Source organism: Thalassospira indica (genome assembly GCF_003403095.1).
Classification (GTDB): Bacteria; Pseudomonadota; Alphaproteobacteria; order Rhodospirillales; family Thalassospiraceae; genus Thalassospira; species Thalassospira indica.
In genome coordinates this window covers 3,321,067-3,342,500 of record NZ_CP031555.1, presented here as the reverse complement: position 1 = coordinate 3,342,500, position 21,434 = coordinate 3,321,067, and the positions used below count along the sequence as shown (strand labels likewise).

The 21,434-nt window shown below is 52.6% G+C and carries 20 protein-coding genes (1 of these 20 running past the window's edge); 9 read left to right on the top strand and 11 right to left on the bottom strand.

Features of this window, described 5'->3' with window-relative positions:
• The 3 genes from DY252_RS15760 to DY252_RS15750 all read right to left on the bottom strand — a co-directional run.
• On the bottom strand, positions 1-483 hold the 5' end (the start) of the coding sequence (locus tag DY252_RS15760) for an amidohydrolase family protein (protein ID WP_064790847.1). Its footprint begins 660 nt before the window's first position; 483 of the gene's 1,143 nt are visible here — the first part of the coding sequence; the start codon lies at positions 481-483; its stop codon lies beyond the left edge, outside the window.
• 308 nt (positions 484-791) lie between these two features.
• The gene (locus DY252_RS15755; protein ID WP_231959841.1) at positions 792-1,280 is read right to left on the bottom strand and encodes a methyltransferase family protein; all 489 of its coding nucleotides are present in this window, start codon (positions 1,278-1,280) and stop codon (positions 792-794) included.
• A 286-nt stretch (positions 1,281-1,566) separates the two neighbouring features.
• Positions 1,567-2,448 (bottom strand): COG3904 family protein, encoded by an 882-nt coding sequence (locus DY252_RS15750; protein WP_064790848.1) that lies wholly within the window; start codon positions 2,446-2,448, stop codon positions 1,567-1,569.
• Between the two features lie 401 nt (positions 2,449-2,849).
• Between DY252_RS15750 and DY252_RS15745 the strand changes: the two genes are divergently transcribed.
• A complete protein-coding gene (locus tag DY252_RS15745) occupies positions 2,850-4,346 on the top strand; it encodes a toll/interleukin-1 receptor domain-containing protein (protein ID WP_064790849.1) in 1,497 nt (498 codons plus the stop codon).
• Positions 4,343-5,860, top strand: coding sequence for an argonaute/piwi family protein (locus DY252_RS15740; protein ID WP_064790850.1), 1,518 nt, complete (start codon positions 4,343-4,345; stop codon positions 5,858-5,860). Before DY252_RS15745 ends, DY252_RS15740 begins: the two co-directional genes overlap by 4 nt.
• 24 nt (positions 5,861-5,884) lie before the next feature.
• Here the strand turns inward: DY252_RS15740 and DY252_RS15735 are convergent, their stop codons facing one another.
• Complete coding sequence (locus DY252_RS15735) at positions 5,885-6,727, bottom strand: PIN domain-containing protein (RefSeq protein ID WP_129542747.1); 843 nt, start codon at positions 6,725-6,727, stop codon at positions 5,885-5,887.
• Between DY252_RS15735 and DY252_RS15730 the strand changes: the two genes are divergently transcribed.
• Positions 6,720-7,852 (top strand): IS3 family transposase gene (locus tag DY252_RS15730; protein WP_086013190.1). Its coding sequence is split into 2 segments (ribosomal slippage): positions 6,720-6,969 and positions 6,969-7,852, totalling 1,134 coding nucleotides; the frame shifts between segments, so codons are not numbered across the junction. The two genes, DY252_RS15735 and DY252_RS15730, sit on opposite strands and share 8 nt — an antisense overlap.
• Positions 7,853-7,880: 28 nt before the next feature.
• Here the strand turns inward: DY252_RS15730 and DY252_RS15725 are convergent.
• Positions 7,881-8,267 (bottom strand): PIN domain-containing protein, encoded by a 387-nt coding sequence (locus DY252_RS15725; protein ID WP_064790557.1) that lies wholly within the window; start codon positions 8,265-8,267, stop codon positions 7,881-7,883.
• Positions 8,268-8,435: 168 nt separating this feature from the next.
• The gene (katG, locus tag DY252_RS15720) at positions 8,436-10,619 is read right to left on the bottom strand and encodes a catalase/peroxidase HPI (RefSeq protein ID WP_064790558.1); all 2,184 of its coding nucleotides are present in this window, start codon (positions 10,617-10,619) and stop codon (positions 8,436-8,438) included.
• 502 nt (positions 10,620-11,121) lie between these two features.
• Between katG and DY252_RS15715 the strand changes: the two genes are divergently transcribed.
• From DY252_RS15715 to DY252_RS15705, 3 genes are all read left to right on the top strand, one after another.
• On the top strand, positions 11,122-12,132 hold the full coding sequence (locus DY252_RS15715) for a cation diffusion facilitator family transporter (protein WP_064790559.1): 1,011 nt from the start codon (positions 11,122-11,124) through the stop codon (positions 12,130-12,132).
• 109 nt (positions 12,133-12,241) lie between these two features.
• On the top strand, positions 12,242-13,189 hold the full coding sequence (locus DY252_RS15710) for a 2-dehydro-3-deoxygalactonokinase (protein ID WP_064790560.1): 948 nt from the start codon (positions 12,242-12,244) through the stop codon (positions 13,187-13,189).
• 3 nt (positions 13,190-13,192) lie between these two features.
• A complete protein-coding gene (locus tag DY252_RS15705) occupies positions 13,193-13,846 on the top strand; it encodes a 2-dehydro-3-deoxy-6-phosphogalactonate aldolase (RefSeq protein WP_064790561.1) in 654 nt (217 codons plus the stop codon).
• A 28-nt stretch (positions 13,847-13,874) separates the two neighbouring features.
• On the opposite strand, the gene DY252_RS15700 is transcribed toward DY252_RS15705, so the two are convergent.
• Positions 13,875-15,485, bottom strand: coding sequence for an inverse autotransporter beta domain-containing protein (locus tag DY252_RS15700; RefSeq protein ID WP_064790562.1), 1,611 nt, complete (start codon positions 15,483-15,485; stop codon positions 13,875-13,877).
• A gap of 371 nt (positions 15,486-15,856) precedes the next feature.
• Between DY252_RS15700 and DY252_RS15695 the strand changes: the two genes are divergently transcribed.
• The 3 genes from DY252_RS15695 (at position 15,857) to DY252_RS15685 (ending at position 17,527) form a co-directional block, all read left to right on the top strand.
• Positions 15,857-16,639 (top strand): SDR family oxidoreductase, encoded by a 783-nt coding sequence (locus DY252_RS15695; protein WP_064790563.1) that lies wholly within the window; start codon positions 15,857-15,859, stop codon positions 16,637-16,639.
• A gap of 170 nt (positions 16,640-16,809) precedes the next feature.
• Entirely contained in the window at positions 16,810-17,082 is a 273-nt protein-coding gene (locus DY252_RS15690) for a GIY-YIG nuclease family protein (RefSeq protein WP_064790564.1), read from the top strand.
• Positions 17,083-17,179: 97 nt separating this feature from the next.
• Positions 17,180-17,527, top strand: coding sequence for a hypothetical protein (locus DY252_RS15685; protein WP_008890446.1), 348 nt, complete (start codon positions 17,180-17,182; stop codon positions 17,525-17,527).
• An 81-nt stretch (positions 17,528-17,608) separates the two neighbouring features.
• Here the strand turns inward: DY252_RS15685 and DY252_RS15680 are convergent, their stop codons facing one another.
• The 4 genes from DY252_RS15680 to DY252_RS15665 form a co-directional block, all read right to left on the bottom strand.
• Positions 17,609-18,712 carry an ABC transporter substrate-binding protein gene (locus DY252_RS15680; protein ID WP_064790565.1) on the bottom strand — a complete coding sequence of 368 codons (1,104 nt, stop codon included), beginning with the start codon at positions 18,710-18,712 and terminating at the stop codon, positions 17,609-17,611.
• Positions 18,713-18,881: 169 nt separating this feature from the next.
• Complete coding sequence (locus tag DY252_RS15675; RefSeq protein ID WP_064790566.1) at positions 18,882-19,520, bottom strand: CDP-alcohol phosphatidyltransferase family protein; 639 nt, start codon at positions 19,518-19,520, stop codon at positions 18,882-18,884.
• 92 nt (positions 19,521-19,612) lie between these two features.
• On the bottom strand, positions 19,613-20,548 hold the full coding sequence (locus tag DY252_RS15670) for a glucosaminidase domain-containing protein (RefSeq protein WP_064790567.1): 936 nt from the start codon (positions 20,546-20,548) through the stop codon (positions 19,613-19,615).
• Between the two features lie 63 nt (positions 20,549-20,611).
• The gene (locus tag DY252_RS15665; protein ID WP_064790568.1) at positions 20,612-21,322 is read right to left on the bottom strand and encodes a GNAT family N-acetyltransferase; all 711 of its coding nucleotides are present in this window, start codon (positions 21,320-21,322) and stop codon (positions 20,612-20,614) included.
• Positions 21,323-21,434: the final 112 nt, after the last annotated feature.

Sequence of the window (21,434 nt, the reverse complement as noted above, 5' to 3'; positions counted from 1 at the left end):
TGATGCCGCCGGGTCCTGTAGCGGCAGGGTTGCATAGGCCTGGAACCGCCCCGGATAGGTGACCATTGGGCCTGTGGCAATCATCTTGTTGAGGCGATAGGCAAAATCGATGCCTTCCTGACCCGCGAGATCCTGCACACCTGGTGTATGTGCGGAGAGGATCTGAACATTGATCCCTGCCTGATCCATGTCCCCGATGCGGCCGGGGCCGAGTTCGGCAAGGCCGGTTTCCTTGAGGTATTCTACGTGATCATCGTTAATCGCGTTCAGCGCGATCAGTTCGTCGGTGGTATAGGTCTCTTCGGTGGCGATAAAGGGCAGGTCCCGGTCTCGCAAGGCAATGGACGATTTGGCTGCCGTGGTGGTGTCGGCGGCAATGGCGGGTGCGGCCAATCCGGCACCAACACCAAGGGCCGCCGCACCACTTAGAAAGCTGCGGCGTCCTATTGCGAGGTTCCTTTGGGGATTTTCGGTCGGTTTCATATCAATTTCTACTCCGCTATTACGTTGTGCAGTTCGGGGGCTGCTTTCGTCATCATCGTTCCTGGATCAAACATTTGTGACAGCAGCCCGGCAGGCCTAAAAACAATGGAAAGGGTCGGCGCTTCATTCAGGCGGTCTTGTATGGATCGACTTATGCCCGTCCACGTCTGGGCAAATAACGGATCGACGGGTAAAGGACTGCTATTGCTGGGGGTGGGGGAGATCGCAAAATCGTAGCGCGAGATAAAGGACAAGCTGTCTATTAACCGCTTCGGGCTAAACCGGGATAACCTGTTTGGGTTTGGCACTTAGGGCAGATAGATCAAAGGTGCCAGCCATCCCTTTTCCTGCATCACTTTGATGCCTTCCAATACCGGTCCAGCAGCGAGAAACCACATCGCATCGCGCGTGGTGGTTAAAAACAGTGACGGCTTGCACAGCAGCGTTTCTTCATCCCGCCAGCGAAACCAAGTCGGCCGAAAACGCGGCACAGTATTCTGATAGCGCCGGAATGCCTTGCCAAAACGTTCTGATAACAGCACCTCTTCTTGCAAGACCACATTGCGAAATACCATCCAGCACACGCCCGCAAACAAACTGGCGAGCACGATGCTGCCGGTCTGGGCCCCGACGCCAAAAGCCCCGATTATGCTGAAAAGATAAAGTGGATTACGGCAGCTTGAATAAGGCCCGGTGGTGACAAGCTCTGTTTTCTTGCGCCCGCCGATATAAAGGGAGCACCAGCCACGTCCGATGATGCATACATAAATCGCAAATAGCCCAACGGCTTCGATCATGTCGTGAAGCGCGCTCTGGCGATCCGTCAAGGACCGAGATCCGGCAACGAGTACCAGAAGAACCACAACACCAAGCCGAAGAATACGTTTTCTTCGGCGCTGTATGGTGCGCATGCCGGCATCATCCGGGGGCGTTCCCGACACCGCATTACCGGCAAAACGGAGTGCTGTAGGGGGGATCATAAAACTCACTCTTGCCAAATCAACCTGCGGTAACTTCTATCGTTAGCAGGTTGATTGTGGCGTCCAGTGCTTCACATCCGGTCGTTCGGTTGCAAACTCAAACTTACTCAACCACCCCATCCACAACCCCGGCCTCCATCAGCTCCGTCCCCTCCGGGAACCAGATCCCGGTATGCGGGGCGAGGAAGACTTGCTCCAAGAAACTCTCGGCAATGCCCTGGTTGCGATAGAAGGTGATTTCCTTTTCCTGCTGGCCTTTGATGTCATAAAGCGGCACGGGGTAATCGAGATCGACCTTGTATTGATGGAAACCAAGACGTCCGTCGGGGCCGAGATAACGTTTGACGCCACCGATAAAGGCGGTCGTGCAGGCGGAGCTGCAGGCCTCAAACACATAGGTGTCCAAGCCCCGGTCGCGGATCAGGAAGCCGACACCGCGCCCTTCATAGACATGCCCGCCATCACTGTGCAGCACAATGCCGGTAACCTCCGGATTTTGATCGAGCAGGGCCGCCAACCGCTGCGCCATACCCAGTGCAAAAGTCCCGGTGACATGAATGCGGGTGGCGTCAGAGCTAAGCGTCAGCGCATATTGGCTGGCGCGGGCATCTTCAAGCTCGGTCAGGTTGACTGGCATAAACCGCTCCGGGGCGAGGGCACGGAAAGACGCCGCGATGCTGAGCGCGGTAAAGGCCAAACAAAGCCCGATCACCCCATAGGTCACAACGGTCCAGATATTGGCAAGAATGCTTGATTGATGTTGGGTGGCGCGCAGAACACCAACCACCTGCCAGACAAAAACAACGCCATGGAAAATAAGGATAAACGCAACCGTCGCGATCAGTGCGGGGATGCGATCAGAGATATAGGGCGGGAGTGTATAGCGGTCGGCAAACAGAATCAGGGCACGGATCAGGATCAGGTTGACGCACAGCGCGAATAACAGAGCGTGCTTTCCCAGCCAGTGGTCTTGGATATAGGGCAACCGATCTTTTCCTTAAAAGTTCAGATCCTTCGCCGATGATATAATTTTATCGCGGTTTGGAATAGTTCTATGCGGGCGTATAGGGCTAACTGTTTATGTTTTTCCTATGAAAACACATCTCCCAGTCGAGAGATTAAATTAGGCTGCGCTGTACCCTCAACATCATATAGCAAGCAAAACTAAAATGAGAACGGGCTAGTGCATGTGAAGAGTATGGCCATTCATCTTTGATTATGTGCGTTGTGATAAGGGCACGCAAAGGTTGAAAGTTGATGTTGGTAGATACGTGAACAGAATGTAGGCTTAACGAAGAATTGGTATTGTGCGCGCACCTTAGAGTAGAGTGTCGGTGCTGTTAATTAGCGCAGATAAGTGTCTTGAAATATGTAAGAGAGTGTTAGGTGGAAAAGAATAATAACGCTGAACGCGCTCAGGCCACCAAACGTGATCTCGTCTTTATCAGTCATGCAACGCTTGGGGATAACATTTTTGCTACTTGGCTCGGGTCTAGGCTGACGATGGCCGGGTATGAAGTATGGTGTGATCAGCAGAAGTTGATTGGTGGGGAGGACTTCTGGAAAGATATAGAGGCGGTGTTACGCACACGAACCGTCAAATTTGTTATCGTGATCTCTGCAAATGCTTTCGATGAACATGGGCACTTGAGGGATGGGATTGCAAAAGAAGTAGCGCTCGCGAACATCCTCAAAAAACAAATTGAGGATGAATACTTCATCATACCTGTTCGGATAGATGCGACTAGTTTTAGCGATTTCTCAATAGACTTTTTGAGATTGAATGGTATCGACTGCTCCGCAAATTGGGCGGATGGGTTCGATAGTCTGGTCGAGGTATTTGAAAGAGATCACGTGCCTCGAGAAGAGAACTTGGAAGAGTTCGCAATTCAATCTTGGCGTCAAGTACATAAGTACCACGCAAGATCATTGGTAGGTGGTGAAGAGCTGCTTCAATCGAATTGGCTTGAGATTGAAGACTTGCCTCCCATGCTGCATTTCTATGAGATATTGAAACCGATTAAATCGTCAGAGCCACGCTCAATTGCTGCATCATGTAGTTTGCCTTGCATTGATCACGGGCGCCTGTTGGCATGTTTTGCAGAGTCTGAAGAGTTTCAATCTGTGCTAGGGGAGGCAATACCCATAAAGCACCGTTACTCTCTTGCTACTGAGGATTTTTTAATTGGTGACACACATGGATTCTCACAAATAAAACAACGTGATGCCAAAAATAAAATCTCTTCTATTGTCCGACAAGCATGGGATATAGCCCTAGAAGGCCGGGGATTATCTCCCTACGAAATGGCAAACCAGAAAATGGCATGGTGGTTCCCTAAGGGAGTGCCTGAGGATGGACAATTAAGATACTTAGATTTCAATGGAAAGGCCCGGCGCCGTGCAGTTTCAGGTACGCGCGGCAAGAGACAAGATGGCAACGGAAACGAGGTTCCAAGATATTATTGGCATCTGGGATTTACTGGGAGAGTATTTCTGGGAGACCTGTCCGTCATCGTACTGCAGCCTCGCGTTATAATTTCGGAGGATTCAGAGAATCCACTTGAAAATAAGACACGTATGAACTCAGTTCGACGCTCATTGACGAGTATGTGGTTCAATGAAAAATGGCGAGGGCTGATCATGGGGTTCGCTGCATGGCTAGCTCAGGAAAACGAATACATCGAATTGCAGGTATCAGAGACACAATCTATTCGCCTCTGCTGCCGTCCATTAATCTTGTCGACTGATGTTTGCATTCAATCAGATCCCGTCTCACAGGATACAAGTGATAGTAGTGAGGAAGAGAATGAGAGAATGGAAACTTACCTCCGTTTGAGCGACCCTGCCTTCATATTGCGTGAAGACGAAGAGGAAGAAATATGACGGAGCGAAACCTGAAATTTGTTCCTGAAACTCAACTTGAATTTGCTCACGGCCAGTGCGAGGAGCATCCAAAAGACGGTTTGTTTCTATACGGCCCGTTGGCTTCACCAGTTTCGGGTGGAGTACTGAAGTATGGTGTTATCGGAACAGATAAGGGAATTGAGTTGTTTGCAAAGTGGCGCAAATCGGTTCAGGGATATATCGCTCCATACAAGGAAGGTGTTGCCCATCATTCTGCTTTTCCGGGCTTTCAAGCCGCATTTGGAATGAAATGGCCTGAGAAGCCGTTAGCTGAGTTACGTGTTTCGAATACCAAAATACAGGACACCATCCGTATTCGGAATCGTCATGAGTCGATCAAGAAAACCGTCGATATATTTTCTGACGCGATATCGGACCATTTGAACGATGAAGCAGATATCACTCCAGACCTTTGGTTCGTTATTATTCCGGGTGAGGTGTTTTTATGGGGAAGACCACAGAAAGCGCCGCCGATCTCAGAACGTAAAGCTGGTTCAGCGCAGATGAAAAATAAGGACGCTAGAGAGTTTTTAGCTGAGCCCTCAATGTTTGAAGAAGACAACCAGCAGGCACAGCTTCAGTTATATGATTTGAATTTTCATAATCAGCTTAAAGCAAGATTACTGAATAAAGCTGTTGTGCAAATTATTAAGGAGACAACACTTGATCAGGCTACTTGGCCTGAAACCGCGACGGAGAAGCGAACAATTCAAGACCCAGCAACCTTGGCATGGAATCTTTGCACGACAACCTATTTTAAATCGGCAGGTCCTCCATGGAGAATACGTGATATACGTCCAGGCGTTTGTTACGTTGGTATCGTATTTAAGAAAGACTCTTCTGACCCAGCCTCAGGAAATGCCTGTTGTGGTGCTCAACTATTTTTGCGTTCTGGAGATGGGTTGGTTTTCAGAGGTGCAGTTGGTCCTTGGTATTCCAAAGAACTTAGGCAGTTCCATTTGCCGCGGGCAAAAGCTTCTGAGCTGATGAAATTAGTTATCCAAGCTTACAAGCGCATCCATGGTGAACCACCACAGGAAATATTCATTCATGGGCGTACTCGTTTCGACAAGGAGGAGTGGCTGGGGTTTAACGATGCCAAGACGGATGAGACAAAAATTATAGGCATTCGAATACGCCCTACAGATGAACTAAAGCTTTATCGCTTAGCAAAACAACCACCAATCAGAGGTACGTATTATCAGGTCCATAAGCGCATGGCTTATCTTTGGACAAAGGGATACGTTGCGAGGTTTAATACTTATCCGGGCTTTGAGGTGCCAAATCCCTTAGCTGTATATATTGATTGGGGTGATGGTGACTTACACCAAGTCGTTTCCGATATACTCGCCCTGACAAAGGTGAATTTTAACGGGTGTTCATTTTCAGATGGAGTTCCCGTAACTCTTAAATTTGCGGATGCAATTGGAGAAATTCTAACTGCTGCACCAAATATCGAAGGCGCACCTCAGCCGTTCAAGTATTATATTTAAGCGGGAAGCATCTTTTCTCGGGTGCTAGTATTTTTCGTGCGTAGGGTCTTCGTGTGGGAATGGCTCAATGTGACCGAAGTTTACCTCCGAAACGTCCATGTAGACCTTAACGTCTAAGACCTCCGGCTCGGGGATTTCATCTGTTTCTCTTTGGACAGTTAAAACCAATCCTGCGGTGATGTTTTGTTCTGTATCGTAAGCTTGCGAACTCAAATGAACCTCATCTCTGTCGAAGCTGTCGGTCACGTAAAAATCAAATGATGCAAAGAACCTGACAGTCGCATCCACCGCAATCGTAAAAACAACCTCATCTTCTGTTGATTCGATAACAATGGGAGCAACACCGTCCATAATTGAAAATGTCTCCAGTGTTGCACCTTCTGAATTCCCTTCGAACTCGACGGGCGCGCTGCCATCAGCCAGAAAATAAAGGCTTTCCAGTTGGTGCTCGAATTCTCTATGTATGGACTCTTCAAGATCTTTAGCATTCCCCTCCTGCCATAGCGCGATAACATGGTCAGCGGTTTTTCTGCCTGAATCATTAAAGTAGGAAAGTGCTAGTTCTAAGTCATCAATACAGACCAAAAAGTCGGAATTATCGGCAAAATTTTGCCAACCTTGGTCGGATGAAACACAGAGTATGAGGTTCTTGCCGTGTTTGGCAGCTCTTTCCAAAGAGAGTAATGCAAATGCGTCTGGAAACTCATTTTTCTTCTTGGCATTATCTTCGAAGGGGGGCTGTCTTTCAAAGTAGCGTGTGATCAAATCATCTGTAGATGAATCTGATGCTGGAACGATTTGAATAGCCCCTGGAATTGTAGACACCCCATCACTTATAAAGTGAGGCAAGGAGTTTACGATGCCCAAGAGTCATTTTACCGATGAGTTCAAAATCAATGCCGTTCGCCAGATTACAGAACGAGGTTACTCAGTAGCGGAAGTTTCTGCTCGTCTCGGTGTCAGCACACATTCCCTGTATGTGTGGAAGAAGAAGTTCAGCAAGTCCCCTGATACGATTGCTGAAGCTGATCAACAATCATCCGAGATACGCCGCCTGAAGCAAGAACTCGCGCGGATCACCGAGGAGCGCGATATTCTAAAAAAGGCAACCGCGTACTTCGCCAGGGATGCAAAATGAGGTACGCGTTTATTGACCAGCATCGCCGGGTCTACTCGGTGCGCACCATGTGCCGGTGTTTGCAGGTTCATCCCAGTGGCTTTTATGCCTGGCAGAAGAAACCACACAGCGCCCGGTTTCTGGAAGATCAAAGGCAGACCGCGCTTGTTCGCCAGATATGGGAAGACAGCGGTCAGGTATATGGCTACCGCAAAATCCATGATGATCTGCTGGATATGGGAGAGAGTTGCAGTCCGAACCGTGTTGCCCGACTGGCCCGCAATGCAGGCATACGCGCCCGGATCGGTTACAAGAAGCGTCCCGGCAAATATGGCGGCAAACCGGCTGTCGTCGCTGACAACAAACTGGATCGGCAGTTTGATACCGCCAGACCAAATACCGTTTGGGTGACCGATATCACCTATATCAAGACACAGGAAGGATTTGCGTATCTTGCCGTCGTAATTGACCTTTATTCCCGCATGGTGGTTGGCTGGGCATTGAAGCAGCGACAAGATACAGAGGTTGTTCTGCAAGCCTTGCTGATGGCCGTCTGGCGGCGTAAGCCAAAGAACAGGGTGCTGATCCATTCTGATCAGGGTTCCCAATATACCAGCATCGACTGGGCCGCTTTCCTTCGTCAGCACAATCTTGAACATAGTATGAGCCGCCGTGGGAACTGTTATGACAATGCTGTTGCCGAAAGTTTCTTCAACTTGCTTAAACGCGAACGCATCCGCTGCAGGGTCTATAAATCACGGGATGAGGCACGTCAGGATGTCTTCGATTACATAGAAATGTTCTACAACCCGAAGCGCAAACATAGTACCAACGGGATGTTGTCACCCGTCGAATTCGAAAGACGAAAAATCTGATCAAACCGGGTGTCTACAATTCCAGGGGCTATTCAATTTCGCCCTTAACTTCATAAAGAAATTTGTCGAATTGCAACTTAGCCGCTTCTTTAGCGTCGCTGTCCAGCGATAATTCTTTTTCTATTTTTTCGCCGTCGAAATCAATCTGCCATCGTTTAGCGTGATCTTGAAGAGCCTTGTTTACAGCTTTGCGAGTGCTCTCTGCGGCGCGGGAGATGTGGGACTTGATCTCATTCTCGACTATTTCAGATATGAGAACTTTTATTGTTCCATTCTGAAATTGATCCAATGCTTTGAGAACCTTGTGCTCTAGGTTGCAACCAAATTTATCAATGATTGACGTATCAACAGTAATCGCTAGGAACTGGTTCTTTGCGATGTGATCTTTGATCTGCTCAGGCTCTAGGTGAGGCAATTTTAGTCTCTGTTTGTATAGTGTTTGTTGTTGTCTGCAATTTTAGGCGGTAGAATAAGTGAATGGCAACAATAAATAGTTGAGCAAAAAAACACCCCCAGCCTCACGACCGGGGGTGTTCTCACATCAGAACCCTAAAGCTCCAAATCACATCAGGCGATCAGCCTCTCACGCCAGATCAAAGCGATCCGCATTCATGACTTTGGTCCAAGCCGCGACGAAGTCCTTGACGAACTTCTCCTGGTTGTCGTCCTGGGCGTAGACTTCGGCGTAGGCGCGCAGGATGGAGTTGGTGCCAAACACCAGATCGACGCGGGTGGCGGTGAATTTGGTGTCGCCGGACTTGCGATCAAAAATGTTATACAGGTTGTCGCCCGCCGGCTTCCAGCTATAGGCCATGTCGGTCAGATTGACGAAGAAGTCGTTCGTCAGAACACCTTCGCGATCGGTAAAGACGCCGTGCTTGGTGCCACCATGGTTGGTGCCCAGAACACGCATGCCACCGATCAGGCAGGTCATTTCATGAGCCGTCAGACCGAGGAGCTGCGCACGATCCAGCAGCATTTCTTCTGGCGATACAACATAGTCCTTTTTCGACCAGTTGCGGAAACCGTCTGCCAGCGGCTCGAGCGCGTCGAAGCTGTCGGCATCGGTCATTTCATCGGTGGCGTCACCCCGACCCGGTGCGAACGGGACGGTGATGTTTACCCCGGCATCCTTGGCGGCCTTTTCAACCGCGGCGGTACCGGCCAGAACGATGAGATCGGCAATCGAGACTTTCTTGGCAAGGCCTGCCTGGAAGTCTTCAAGGGCCTTCAGCACCTTGGCAAGGCGGGCCGGTTCGTTGCCCTCCCAGTCCTTCTGCGGGGCAAGACGGATGCGTGCCCCATTGGCACCACCACGTTTGTCCGAACCCCGGTAGGTGCGGGCACTATCCCAAGCGGTATTGATCAGATCGGCCGGGGCGATGCCAAGAGCGAGCAGTTTGGATTTGAGATCGGCGATTTCGGACTCGCTCAGCGTATAATCAACAGTCGGGATCGGGTCCTGCCAGATCAGGTCTTCAGACGGTACATCCGGACCGTGATAGCAGGATTTCGGGCCCATATCACGGTGGGTCAGTTTGAACCAGGCACGGGCGAAGGTTTCGGAGAAGTATTCCGGGTCCTTCATGAATTTCTGGCAGATGGCGTTGTAGGTCGGGTCGACTTTCATCGCCATATCGGCATCGGTCATGATCGGCATGCAGCGGATTGACGGGTCTTCGACGTCGACCGGCATGTCTTCTTCCTTGATGTCGATCGGCATCCACTGCCATGCACCGGCCGGGCTTTTCTTGAGTTCCCATTCATAGCCGAACAGCAGGTCAAACCAGCCCATATCCCACTGGGTCGGGTTTTTGGTCCAGGCGCCTTCGATGCCCGAAACAACGGTGTCACGACCAATACCACGGCCTTTGGTATTGAACCAACCCATGCCCTGGTCAACGATGTTGCCGGCTTCGGGTTCCGGGCTCAGGTCTGCGGCATCGCCGTTGCCATGACATTTACCAATGGTGTGGCCACCGGCGGTCAGTGCCGCGGTTTCTTCATCATCCATTGCCATACGGGCGAAGGTTTCACGAACCTGGGCTGCGGTTTTGGCCGGGTCAGGCTGACCATTTACGCCTTCCGGGTTCACATAGATCAGACCCATCTGAACCGCAGCCAGCGGGTTTTCCATGGTGTCCGGTTTGGAAACGTCGCCATAGCGGCTGTCAGAAGGTGCCAGCCATTCTTTTTCAGCGCCCCAATAGGTGTCTTTTTCCGGGTGCCAGATGTCTTCGCGGCCAAAGGCAAAGCCAAATGTTTTCAGACCGGCAACTTCATAGGCAATGGTGCCTGACAGGATCATCAGGTCAGCCCAGGAGATTTTGTTGCCGTATTTCTTTTTGATCGGCCAGAGAAGACGGCGGCCCTTATCGGTGTTGACGTTATCGGGCCAGGAGTTCAGGGGTGCGAAACGCTGGTTGCCGGTGCCGCCGCCACCACGGCCATCGGCCAGGCGGTAAGAGCCGGCAGCATGCCATGCGACACGGGCGAACATGCCAACATAGCTGCCCCAGTCTGCAGGCCACCAGTCCTGACTGTCTTTCATCAGGGCGCGGAGATCATTTTTCAGCGCTTCGACATCAAGTTTTTTGAGTTCTTCGGCATAGTTGAAATCCTTGCCAAGCGGGTTCACTTTGGTGTCGTGCTGGTGAAGGATGTCAAGGTTCAATGCGTTCGGCCACCAATCCATGACCGTTGTGCCCAGCGCGGTCTGACCGCCATGCATTACCGGACATTTCCCTGCGGTATGTTTTCCGTCCATTTTCTCTCTCCGTCGTGGCTGAGATGTTTTAAACAGCTTCTGGACCCGTATCGCGTGTATCGCGCGGTCGTGGGACGCGTTGGTGTGTTGCGTCCGTTTGTTGTTTCTCCCTGACCTAGTTTAACCAAAACCAGCACCATGAAACCAGAAGTTATGCGTGACGGTTTCATGTTGAAGGTAATCATCAACTCAGGGATCGCAATGCGACACGGGGTAATCAATTTTGCGCAAAGGGTTTCCCATCGCTTTAAGAAGGCTAACAACGATACAGTTGATAGGGGAAATAGTTATTTCATGTGTTTTCGATAGTTTTTATCGATGGTTTGATGTGGATTAGTGAAAGTGCCGGTTTGGGCCGGGGTCGGTTGGGGCCGTGACATTTGCAATCAGTCGGGTAGACTGTGTTCGAGTTCACAGTCTTAAGGCCTTAAACATGCGGGGTTTTCCTGATCCCGGATGTTAAAGGCCAAATCATCGCCCCACAGAAAGCGGAAATCCCCATATGTCTCATTCTTCAAAAGGTGCCATCTATATGGCGGCAGCAGCCAATTTGCTGATTGCGGTGGCCAAGTTTGGCGGGGCGGCGATTACCGGATCGGCCGCGATGATGTCGGAAGGCATTCATTCGCTTGTCGATACCGGCAATCAGGGGCTTTTGCTTTTGGGTTTGAAGCTTTCAACCCGTGAACCCGATGAACGGCATCCGCTGGGCTATGGCAAGGAAACCTATTTCTGGTCGTTTCTGGTGGCGGTGATGATTTTCGGGTTGGGTGCGGGCGTTTCGATCTGGGAAGGGGTGGACAAGGTCATTCATCCGCATGCGCTTGATGTGCATGTGGTGGCAACACTTGGCGGGTTTGATATCCGCACCTATCACGTGGTTTTTTCGATCCTTGTGATTGCGATTGTGCTTGAGGGCTTGGCGTTTCGCACGGCCTATATCACCTTCCGGGCACAGCATCCGAACGTGCCGCTGATCAAGGCGGTACGCAGCAGCAAGGACCCGACCGTGTTTGTCATCCTGTTTGAGGATTCAGCAGCGCTTTTGGGGCTTGTTGTGGCGTGTGTCGGGATTGCGGCGGCGTATTTGCTTGAAATGCCGGTTCTTGATGGTTTGGCATCGGTGATGATCGGGCTTATTCTGGCGGTGACGGCCTTTATGCTGGCGGTTGAGTGCAAGGGGCTTTTGATCGGGGAAAGTGCCAACAGCCAAAGCCGCAAGAAGATCAATGATATGGTTGCCGCCATTCCCGGCATCCTTAAGGTCAACGAGATCATTACCCTGCATCACGGGCCGCAAAGCCTGATTGTGTGCGTCAGTGTTGATTTCGAAGATACGGTCACATCGGTCGCGTTGGAGGCCGCCGTATCGCGGCTTGAAAGCGATATTCGCGCCGAAATTCCCGAAGTATCGAAAGTGTTTATCGAAGCACAGAACTGGCGTGCCCATCAGAAGCTTCTCGATGAATTAGGTAGCACCCCCGATGCCACGCCCTCGGCCCACCCGGCCTAAAGCTTCGGTGCTATTGGCGTGTGTGCTGGTTGCAGTTGAACTGGTGTGCGCGAAATAGTATGAGGAATAAAACCAATAAGGAATTTCACGGGAAGGGACGTATTCGAGCATGACTAAAAAGATCTTCCCGAGCTGGATCGCGGTTGATTGGGGGACGTCGAACCTGCGCCTTTGGGCGATGGATGATACCGCTAACATCCTTGGTTCGGCGGAAAGTCCGCTGGGTATGAATGCGATTGCAGGCGACCCCAAACTTTCGTTTGAGGCGGTCCTGATCGACCTGATCGAAGATTGGCTTGGCGCTGCCCCGGCAAAGCTGCCGGTGGTGATTTGCGGCATGGCCGGGGCCAAGCAAGGCTGGCTTGAAGCCCCTTATTGCGATGTGCCGGCACGTCCGAGCGATCTGGCAAAGGGAGCGGTGACGCCGAATGTGACCGATCCTCGCATTTCTGTTTTTATCCTGCCGGGGCTTTGTCAGCGCGCTGACCCTGACGTCATGCGCGGCGAGGAAACCCAGCTTGTCGGCTTCATGGCGCAAAATCCGGACTTTGCCGGTTGGGTCTGTTTGCCAGGTACCCATTCGAAATGGGCGCATGTCAGCACAGGCATGATCAGGGGCTTTCGCACCTATATGAGTGGCGAGGTGTTTGCCTTGCTCTTCCAACACTCCATCCTGCGCCATTCGGTTGATGATACTTGGGATGATGCGAGTTTTGCTGATGCGGTGCGCAAGGCATCCGAACAGCCAACCGCGTTTTTGCATAGCCTTTTTGGGGTGCGGGCGGGCGCGCTGGTGGCACCTGTGGGCGCATCTGTGGCCCCGGGGGCATCGGTTTTGTCGGGCACGGTAATTGGTGCAGAAATCGCCGATGTTTTGGGGCTTTTGCAGCCGGGCGAGAACATCGCGCTCATCGGGGCGGGCAAGCTGGCGTCGCTTTATCAGGCGGCCTTGGCCGTTCATGGCTATAGGGCGGCCTTGCAAGACGGTGCTGCAATCACGCTTTCGGGGCTGCGTCAGGCCCATGACACCCTTATTTCGCCACCACAGGAGACCTGAGCCATGACAAACTATGTCGGAGAACAGATTACCGATCCGGTAACCGGCAAGGCCCATCGCCGCCTGATCGCGATCCTGCGCGGCGTACAGCCCCATGAGGCCGTTGATATGGCGCGCGCGCTGGTCGATGCCGGGATCACCATGATCGAAGTGCCGCTGAATTCCCCCGAACCGCTTAAAAGCATTGCGGCGATGAAAGACGCGGTTGGCGATGCGGCGATGATCGGGGCGGGGACGGTCCTGACCCCCGATGATGTTGCCAATGTCAAAGCGGCGAATGGTGAATTCATCGTGTCGCCAAATTGCGATATCGACGTGATCGCCAAGACCAAGGAACTGGGCATGGGGTCTTGGCCCGGCGTTTTGACGCCCACCGAATGCTTTGCCGCGATCAAGGCCGGCGCAGATGGCCTCAAGATTTTTCCGGCCAGCATCATCGGGTCTGAGGGCATCAAGGCCATGCGCGCGGTCCTGCCCAAAGACCTGCCGGTTTTTGCTGTCGGCGGGGTTGGCCCGGATGATTTTAGCACCTATGCTAAGGCGGGCTGCGATGGCTTTGGCCTTGGATCGGGCATCTATAAACCCGGCATGACCGCCAGCGATGTGTCCAAGGCCGCCATTGCCTATGTTACGGCGCATGATGCGGTGTTTGGCTGAGGTCTTTGCTGTCAACTCGCCGTTTATTCTACGGGCAATTGATGGTGCTAAAGCCTACAGAACGTGTCGGTGCCGCAGCAAAGAAACAGCTACCATCATTGGTCGTGTTCCCGGTTGATGCGACGTTGAAAATTGTTGCTCCGTTACCGCTAATAACTCTTTTGGTGCCGGTGGTTGAAAGTGAAAACGTGTTGTTGGCAATGGTCGCATTGGTGGCGTTTCCAACAACAATTCCGTTCGTAGTGGCGGTATTGGATGATGCCGATAACGTGTTGTTACGAACGACCAGATTTGTTGAGCCACTGGCTGCGATGGCAACGCTACTCGTTGTCCCATCAAAGGACGTAAGTGTGCTGTTTTCGATTGTGACACCGGTTGTGTTGTCAGCGCGAACTGCAAACGTGCCAGTCCCATTATTCGAATTGCTGACGGTCATTCCGATCAGTTTGGTATTATCTCTCATCAGCAGTGTATAAGCGTTATTTTGGTTCGTCGCCGCGATTTTGCCGCCGGAGATGGTCAGGACCGCTTCCCGACCGGAAGGGGATTTAACAGTGATATTGCCAGACCCGACCAGCGTTTGACCGGCAACCATATTTACCTGCTTATCTACATCAATTGTTCCGTCAATGATAACCGTATTGGCCCCTGCTGTGCCCAGGTCAATATTGAATTCATCTGTATCGGCCACCGATGAGGCGTTGATAACCGTCAAAGTTTGGCCATCGGCTGTTTCTGTGGCGGTTTCAACCGGGCCGAAGGCGCCAGCTTGGCTGACAATATCAATGTCACGGACCACCGGATCAGTCATGCGCCGTTCCATCGGTGTCAGGCGCTTGTGGCCTGCGCCAAAGAATTGCAGCGGAATGCGCAGACGTGCTGTAACAAATCCCTGTGAGCCACGCGGTTTGTCATGTTGCCATTCGCCTCCTATGGAAAAGCGCGATCCGTTCCAAAGCCAGGGTACCTCGTCGAATGTCATTTCAGCCCGCAGTCGTGGGCCGGTTATGTCCTCGACTTTATCGGCAAAGAAATGATATCCACCGGCAAACAATCGGATTTGCCGGGGTTCTTCTGGTTCATAGACCGGCAGACGCCAGCCGATTTCGCCATCAAAGCCCGCCATGCTGCGTTCTTCGCCGCCGCGGAAGCTGATGGTTGTGCCCGACAGATTGGCCTCGTTCAAGGCGTTAACATTGCGAACACGGCTTCCCTGCGGGATATAGGCGTTGCTGCGAAAATCCCAGTCGGTTGAAAGCGCCTCGGCACCAAGTGTTACCTGATTGAAGTAGTTGCCCCATTCGCTTTGTCGGCGATCAAAATAGGCAACACCACCCAGATTCCAGCCACTTTCATGCATGTGGCGGATGCCAAGGCCGAAATTGCCTTCAACACTGCTGCCATCATCCATGCGTGTACGTAAATTAGTAAAGAACAGCGTATCTTCATTCTGAAGAAGCGGAATGAAAAGATCGGTCTCACCGAGATTGCGGTCTGTGCCTGCTTTGCCTTCAAGATCAAGGTGCGCTCCCCATTTGGCAGAAGTTTGATCCTGTGCACTGCTGGGCGAGGTCAGACTGAGAAGCGTTGCAAAAACGGCAAGTGGCAGTGGTATCTGGGGGCGGAAGAGTGTCTTCACGGTAAAACCTGTCGGGCTACATATAAGCGTGTTGAGCGTCGGGCAGGCACGCCTTTGGATGTGCCCCGGTGCTTTGGTTGATTGATTGTTTGTGGGCGAAGGCTAGTGACGATCAAATGGGCAAGCCACGGAAATTCTTTATCAATTTCGCAAAAGTTATCATTTTCCGAACCGGCGGCGTCTGACCGGTGCTCAGATTATGTAAATGCACCGATGGTGATAAATGGCGGCGGCGCTTTTCTACTGGCGTTTGGGATTGTCGAATATTTTGGAACATTCGTTTTCCAAATCGTGGAAGGGCGTTTGACCCGGTTGGCCTGTGCGGGCTAAATTCCTGCCATTGTCTGAATTCCTGAAAATGGGAGGATCCATTGGATCTTGGAATTAAGGGCCGCAAGGCCATTGTGTGTGCGTCATCCAAGGGGCTTGGTCGTGGCTGCGCGATCAAGCTGGCCGAAGCCGGTGTTGATCTTGTGCTCAATGCGCGTTCCGAAGGGCCGCTGAGTGAAACCGCGGAATATATCCGTGATACCTATGGCGTGAATGTCACAACGGTCGCCTGCGACATTACCATCGAAGAAGGCCGTAACAAGGTTCTGGCTGCTGTCGATGCGCCGGATATTCTTGTGAACAACGCCGGTGGTCCGCCCCCGGGGGTGTGGTCCGACTGGGGTCAGAAGGAATGGGAAGCCGCCGTTCAGTCGAACATGCTGACACCGATCCTGCTTGCGACCGCGGTTCTGCCGGGCATGATTTCGCGCCAGTGGGGCCGGATTGTGAATATCACATCGGGTTCGGTTAAATCGCCAATCCCGCATCTGGGCCTTTCAAACGGTGCGCGTGCCGGTCTGACCGGCTTTGTCGCCGGGACTTCGCGCCAAGTAGCCAAGGATGGTGTGATTATGAACAACCTCCTGCCGGGCCAGCACGATACGGACCGTATCAATGCGCTGATGACCAACAAATCCAAGGCAGAAGGCATTTCGCTGGAAGAGGCACGCACCAAAACCCAGGCGGGTCTTCCCACGGGACGTTTTGGTGATCCGCTTGATTTCGGGGCGACCTGTGCCTTCATGTGCAGCGAGCATGCGAAATTCATGGTCGGGCAGAATGTCTTGCTTGATGGCGGAGCCTTCAACTCCACCATGGGCTGATATGTCGCCTTTCGTCACAGGACGGTCTGCAAACACCCATTTGCTGCGCTTCCGGTGCTCACGTACGTTAAGTACTCTGCGCGCCGGTTCTCGCAAACAGGCATTTTCGACACGCCCTGTGACGAAATCCAACATATCACCAAGTACCCAACACAAAGGGTGGTGCTAGCATGGCGTCATTCACCTTTGTTTATGTGCTGCGCGAATGTGATTTCAGGCCGGGGCAGGGCAAGGCCGCTTTGCCCCGAACCTATGTTGGCTGGTCGACCGATGTTGAGGCCAGGCTTGCGACGCATAATTGCGGCAAGGGGGCCAAGACGACGCGTGGACGCCAGTGGGAGCTGGTTTATGTCGAACGGTTTCGCACCTTCGGGCAGGCGATGAGCCGGGAATGGCATCTTAAGCGCGATCGCAAGCTGCGTAAGATGCTGGCAGGTGGATAGTCTGGTTGATTTGGGCGAAAATCAGGGCTTGCATCATTGCGCCAAGTGACAGATATGTCCTTGCGACAAACGCATATAAACCGGGGTATCCTTCATCATGGCATTCGTTCGCAAAAATCCACTGAAACTCAACAATCTGCAGCTGCGCACCCTTGTGCTGGCCCAGGTGATTGCCAAGGACCCGAATTCGGGCAAGATTGACGAGGCCACCGGCGAAGCAACGCTTCTGCGTGTCCCCCATGCCCATGGCGACCATGTTCATGTTGGAAAGTTCACTGTGGCCGCCCGGGATGCCAGCGGGTTCGATAACCCGGCTGTTTGGGTCGCACTTGCCCGCAAGGGGCTCGTCAAGGAAGGCTATCCGGCCAGCATCGTTCTGACCAAGGAAGGCATGGAATATGATACCGGCCTTGGCGATCATTTCCTTGAGGAAAGCGATCACTAGGATCGGTTGATAGCGATACCGACCTGAGACAAAAAAGCCCTGCAGTTGCAGGGCTTTTATTTTGGAAATTACGTGCCTTGTTTAGTCGACCCGGATGAATTTTCCGTCCTGGATGGCCACAAAATAGATGTTGCGATTGCCATCGCCAAAGGCATCAAACACCAGTTCCTGATGCAGCCCCTGTTGCGGCGGCAGATTGGTCAGCGCATCGGCAAGCGATTGATCCGGGTGCTTGGTGCGGAGTGCGGCAAACAAAACGGTCGCCGCGTCATAGCCCAGAACCGCGGTATAGCCGGGTTGACGACCGAACATTTCGTTGAACGCCGCGACAAATTTCTGGAAGCGTGGATTGGTGTCATAGTGGTCATAGACCTGTGCCAGTTCCACGCCCTCAACCGCCTCGCCACCGACCTCGATCAGGGCCTGTGAACCTGCCCATTCTGAGACAGAAAGCGGAATGCTTGAGGACAGCTTGCGGATTTCCTGCGCCATCATCGCACTGTCTGTGCTGTTGGTGATCAGAACGATCGCGTCAGGATCGTCGGCCAACAGTTGGGCTGCTGCTTCGGCGTGGGTGATATTGTCGGTATTGATCCAGATTTTGGAGATGACCCGCCCGTCAAGGGCATCAAGTTCCAGAAGGAATTCCCGATACCAGCTGTCGGCAAAGGCCTGGTTCTGGCCGTCAAGGGCAAGGGCGACACGTTCATAGCCCTGATCGATATAACGACGCGCATAGGCGCGCGCATTTTCACGCGTCGTGGTGTTCATGCGAAACAGGTTGTCACGAAAACCGGCAAAGTCGGCCGCAGAGACCGTCGGCGAAATGGTCACGACACCCAATTCATTGATCACCGGCAGCATTGCCATACCGATCGAACTGATGATCGGGCCGACAATGGCATCAACGCCAAGGCGCTTGAGCTCGCGCACGTGATTTTGGGCCACTTCCGGTGTTTTCAGATCATCACGTGGAATGATTTCCACCATGCGACCATTGATGCCGCCATCGGTATTGACCTGTTGGGCGGCTAGTTTCAACGCATCAAGCGCATCCGTTCCGGCATCCGATCCGGGGCCGGACAGGCCCGCAATGAAACCGATTTTGATCGGGCCTGATTGATCACAGGCAACCAGCAAGAAGCATCCGACAAAGACAGAGCACAGAAACCTGATGGACCGCATTTTATTCCTTGCAGTTTTTCTTGATCGGCCCGATAGGCTGGCCCTTTGTTATTGCCTTATCCTGTCATGATCGTCAGCGACAAGGCGACAAATCCGATATGGCAGTTCCCCGAATGTGTTTCAAGCGGTTGATATTGCGATATTTGCCGCACCAACCCAAATCCCGATCCTAGCCAAAGTCGCGTCTGGCCTGAAGCACCCGTCCCATGGTGGTCATCAGGCACAAGGCCCCGAAAATGGCGGCGATCATGTTAAACGAGGCCGGGAAGATACAAATAAGGCATAAGACCAGTATGGTCTCGCTGCCTTCGGTGATGCCGGTCAGATAGAAAAAGCTCTTCTTGCCTTGGGCATCGCCATCCATGCGCCCCTGCTTGGCAGCAATGATCGCATAGGCCAGAAAACTCGACCCGGTGCCGACAAAACAGAAAATCAGAAACGCCGCCATCAGGGCATGTTCCGGACGACCGATGGCAAAGGCCAGAATGATGCCCGAATAAAACAGAAAGTCGGACACGATATCGTAGTAACCGCCAAGATCGCTTTCCTGGCTTTTTGCATTGGGATGGCGCGACCGTGGGGCGGCATGGCGCGCAACCGCGCCATCAAGCCCGTCCATGAACCGTGATCCAAGGATAAAAACAAGTGCTGCGTAATCAAGTTTCAGCACAAGACAGCCTGCCGCCAGCAAGCCAAGGAAAAAGCCAACGCCGGTGATGAAGTTCGGCGTAATGCCCGTGCCCGAAAGCGTACGCGCAATCGCATTTAACGGCACATCAATCAGCGGGCGCAGGCGGGCATCAAACATCTGGTGTTTCCGGTTATCTCGTTGAAACAGCGACTATAAGCGCAAGTTCGATGGAATGAAAATCACCAGTTTGTTGATTGCGGGTGAGATGGCTATTCACCCGACGGGATCAGTTGGTAATAGGGGCTTTCTTCAAGCACGGCGTCATCGACGGGGCTGAGTTTGTTTTGTCGAATGACCGCCTGAATTTCTTCGATATAGACACTGCCGCGTTCGGAATATCGGGTCAGTGTTTCGGCCAAGACAGATCCCGAAAGGGGTTGCTGATCGGTGATCATTCTGGCGCGCAAATCGCGAAATTCCGTGTAAGCCGACCCGGTATTGAGGTTCATCATATAGGCCCGGACCGAACCGAACGGTGTTTTGAAAGCCGCGATCTTGTAATCACCAAGATGCTTTCGCTGTTCTTCGGGCGTGATGCCTTCGCCGCCATAGGTCCATTGACCAAACAATGCGTTGCCAAGAGCGGCAAAGCGCGATGTGCCCCAGCCGCTTTCGATGGCCATTTGCGCCATGGCAAGCGACGGGGGAACCGGTGCGATGCGTTTTTCAAGTTCCACGATGGTTGCCGGGTCTTCAGGGGCTGTTTCAACACGGTATTGTTCGGCCAGTTCGGCAATGACTGAAAGGTCGTTGGTGCGGATCGCATCGCTAAGGACGCTGCTTTGCAGGGCGATTTCCTCGTTCGCAAGCAGGGTCAACGGGCCGAGTGTCCGGAAAAATGTACGTTTCTTGGCCGTGACCGTCAGTTGATCGGCAAGTTCGTCACGCCATCTCGTCGGGATGGTTTGCAGGAAAAGCCGGGGAACGATGCGTTCCCCCGCGTTCCAGCGTTCTGCGGTATAGCCAAGATCCTCAAACAGCTTTTCAAGCTGTTCATAGCCATTCAGTTCAATGCGGATAACGTCGCTTTGGTCGGGCGTCGGCAGAAGGATATCCGCCCGTGCAGCGGGAAGGACACCCGCGGCCATCCCAAAGGTGGCAACCGCCAGAACGGAAAATATGCGTATCAGGACACGTTTAAACATGGTGTGCCTCGCTGATCTGACCTGACATCGGTGCAGGATCAGGATGCTACCATGCTTTGGGGTTTAACGGCGAAAATCTTCAAGACGTTTGCGCTGTTTTCCAGTCTCGTCAAAGTTATCGGGTGCCAGCCACGCCTCGAACGCGGCCTTGACGGCAGGCCATTCTTCAACAATGACGGAAAACCATGCGGTGTCGCGGTTGCGCCCCTTATAGACCATGTGATTGCGAAACGTGCCTTCATAGGTGAAGCCATACCGTGTGGCGGCGGCACGCGACGGGGCGTTTTGATCGTCGCATTTCCATTCATAGCGGCGATAGCCCAACTCATCAAAGGCGCGCTTCATCATCAGATACATCGCCTCTGTCCCGCCGATGGTTCTTGAAAGGGCCGGGGCATAATTGATATTGCCGATTTCGATCACGCCATTGGTGGGATCCATCCGCATGAAGGCGGCAACGCCGACGGCCATGTTGGATGCCTTGTCGATGATGGTATGGAGCATCGGGTCATTATTGGCATTCATGCCATCCAGCCACGCCTTGTAGGCGGTGAAATCGGCAAACGGGCCAGTCGGAAGGTATGCGAAGCGCGACCCATCGGGCACCTTGCTGTTGGCATCAAACAGTTGCGTGGCATCGCGGGCAACATCAAGCGGGCTTACGATGACGTGGCTGCCGATCATGTCGTTGCGCGGTGGCATCGCGCATCCGGTCCAGTTTTCAACCGGGTGGCCGACGGGTTTGCCAAAGATGTCTTTGTGGGGCGTGGTCATTTTCAATCCTGACTGGTGTTAGTATGCTGCCAGATTGTTACGGAATGGTGCCGTGTTGAAGGGCCATTTTTATCAATCTGATGATACCAATTTGTTATTGGGTCATTTCCGA

Bases quoted from the DNA above. Each gene is read 5' to 3' on its own strand.
- DY252_RS15755 (WP_231959841.1), bottom strand. From the start codon at position 1,280: ATGATCGAAGCCGTTGGGCTATTTGCGATTTATGTATGCATCATCGGA.
- DY252_RS15740 (WP_064790850.1), top strand. From the start codon at position 4,343: ATGACGGAGCGAAACCTGAAATTTGTTCCTGAAACTCAACTTGAATTT.
- katG (WP_064790558.1), bottom strand. From the start codon at position 10,619: ATGGACGGAAAACATACCGCAGGGAAATGTCCGGTAATGCATGGCGGT.
- DY252_RS15715 (WP_064790559.1), top strand. From the start codon at position 11,122: ATGTCTCATTCTTCAAAAGGTGCCATCTATATGGCGGCAGCAGCCAAT.
- DY252_RS15710 (WP_064790560.1), top strand. From the start codon at position 12,242: ATGACTAAAAAGATCTTCCCGAGCTGGATCGCGGTTGATTGGGGGACG.
- DY252_RS15705 (WP_064790561.1), top strand. From the start codon at position 13,193: ATGACAAACTATGTCGGAGAACAGATTACCGATCCGGTAACCGGCAAG.
- DY252_RS15690 (WP_064790564.1), top strand. From the start codon at position 16,810: ATGGCGTCATTCACCTTTGTTTATGTGCTGCGCGAATGTGATTTCAGG.
- DY252_RS15685 (WP_008890446.1), top strand. From the start codon at position 17,180: ATGGCATTCGTTCGCAAAAATCCACTGAAACTCAACAATCTGCAGCTG.
- DY252_RS15680 (WP_064790565.1), bottom strand. From the start codon at position 18,712: ATGCGGTCCATCAGGTTTCTGTGCTCTGTCTTTGTCGGATGCTTCTTG.
- DY252_RS15675 (WP_064790566.1), bottom strand. From the start codon at position 19,520: ATGTTTGATGCCCGCCTGCGCCCGCTGATTGATGTGCCGTTAAATGCG.
- DY252_RS15670 (WP_064790567.1), bottom strand. From the start codon at position 20,548: ATGTTTAAACGTGTCCTGATACGCATATTTTCCGTTCTGGCGGTTGCC.
- DY252_RS15665 (WP_064790568.1), bottom strand. From the start codon at position 21,322: ATGACCACGCCCCACAAAGACATCTTTGGCAAACCCGTCGGCCACCCG.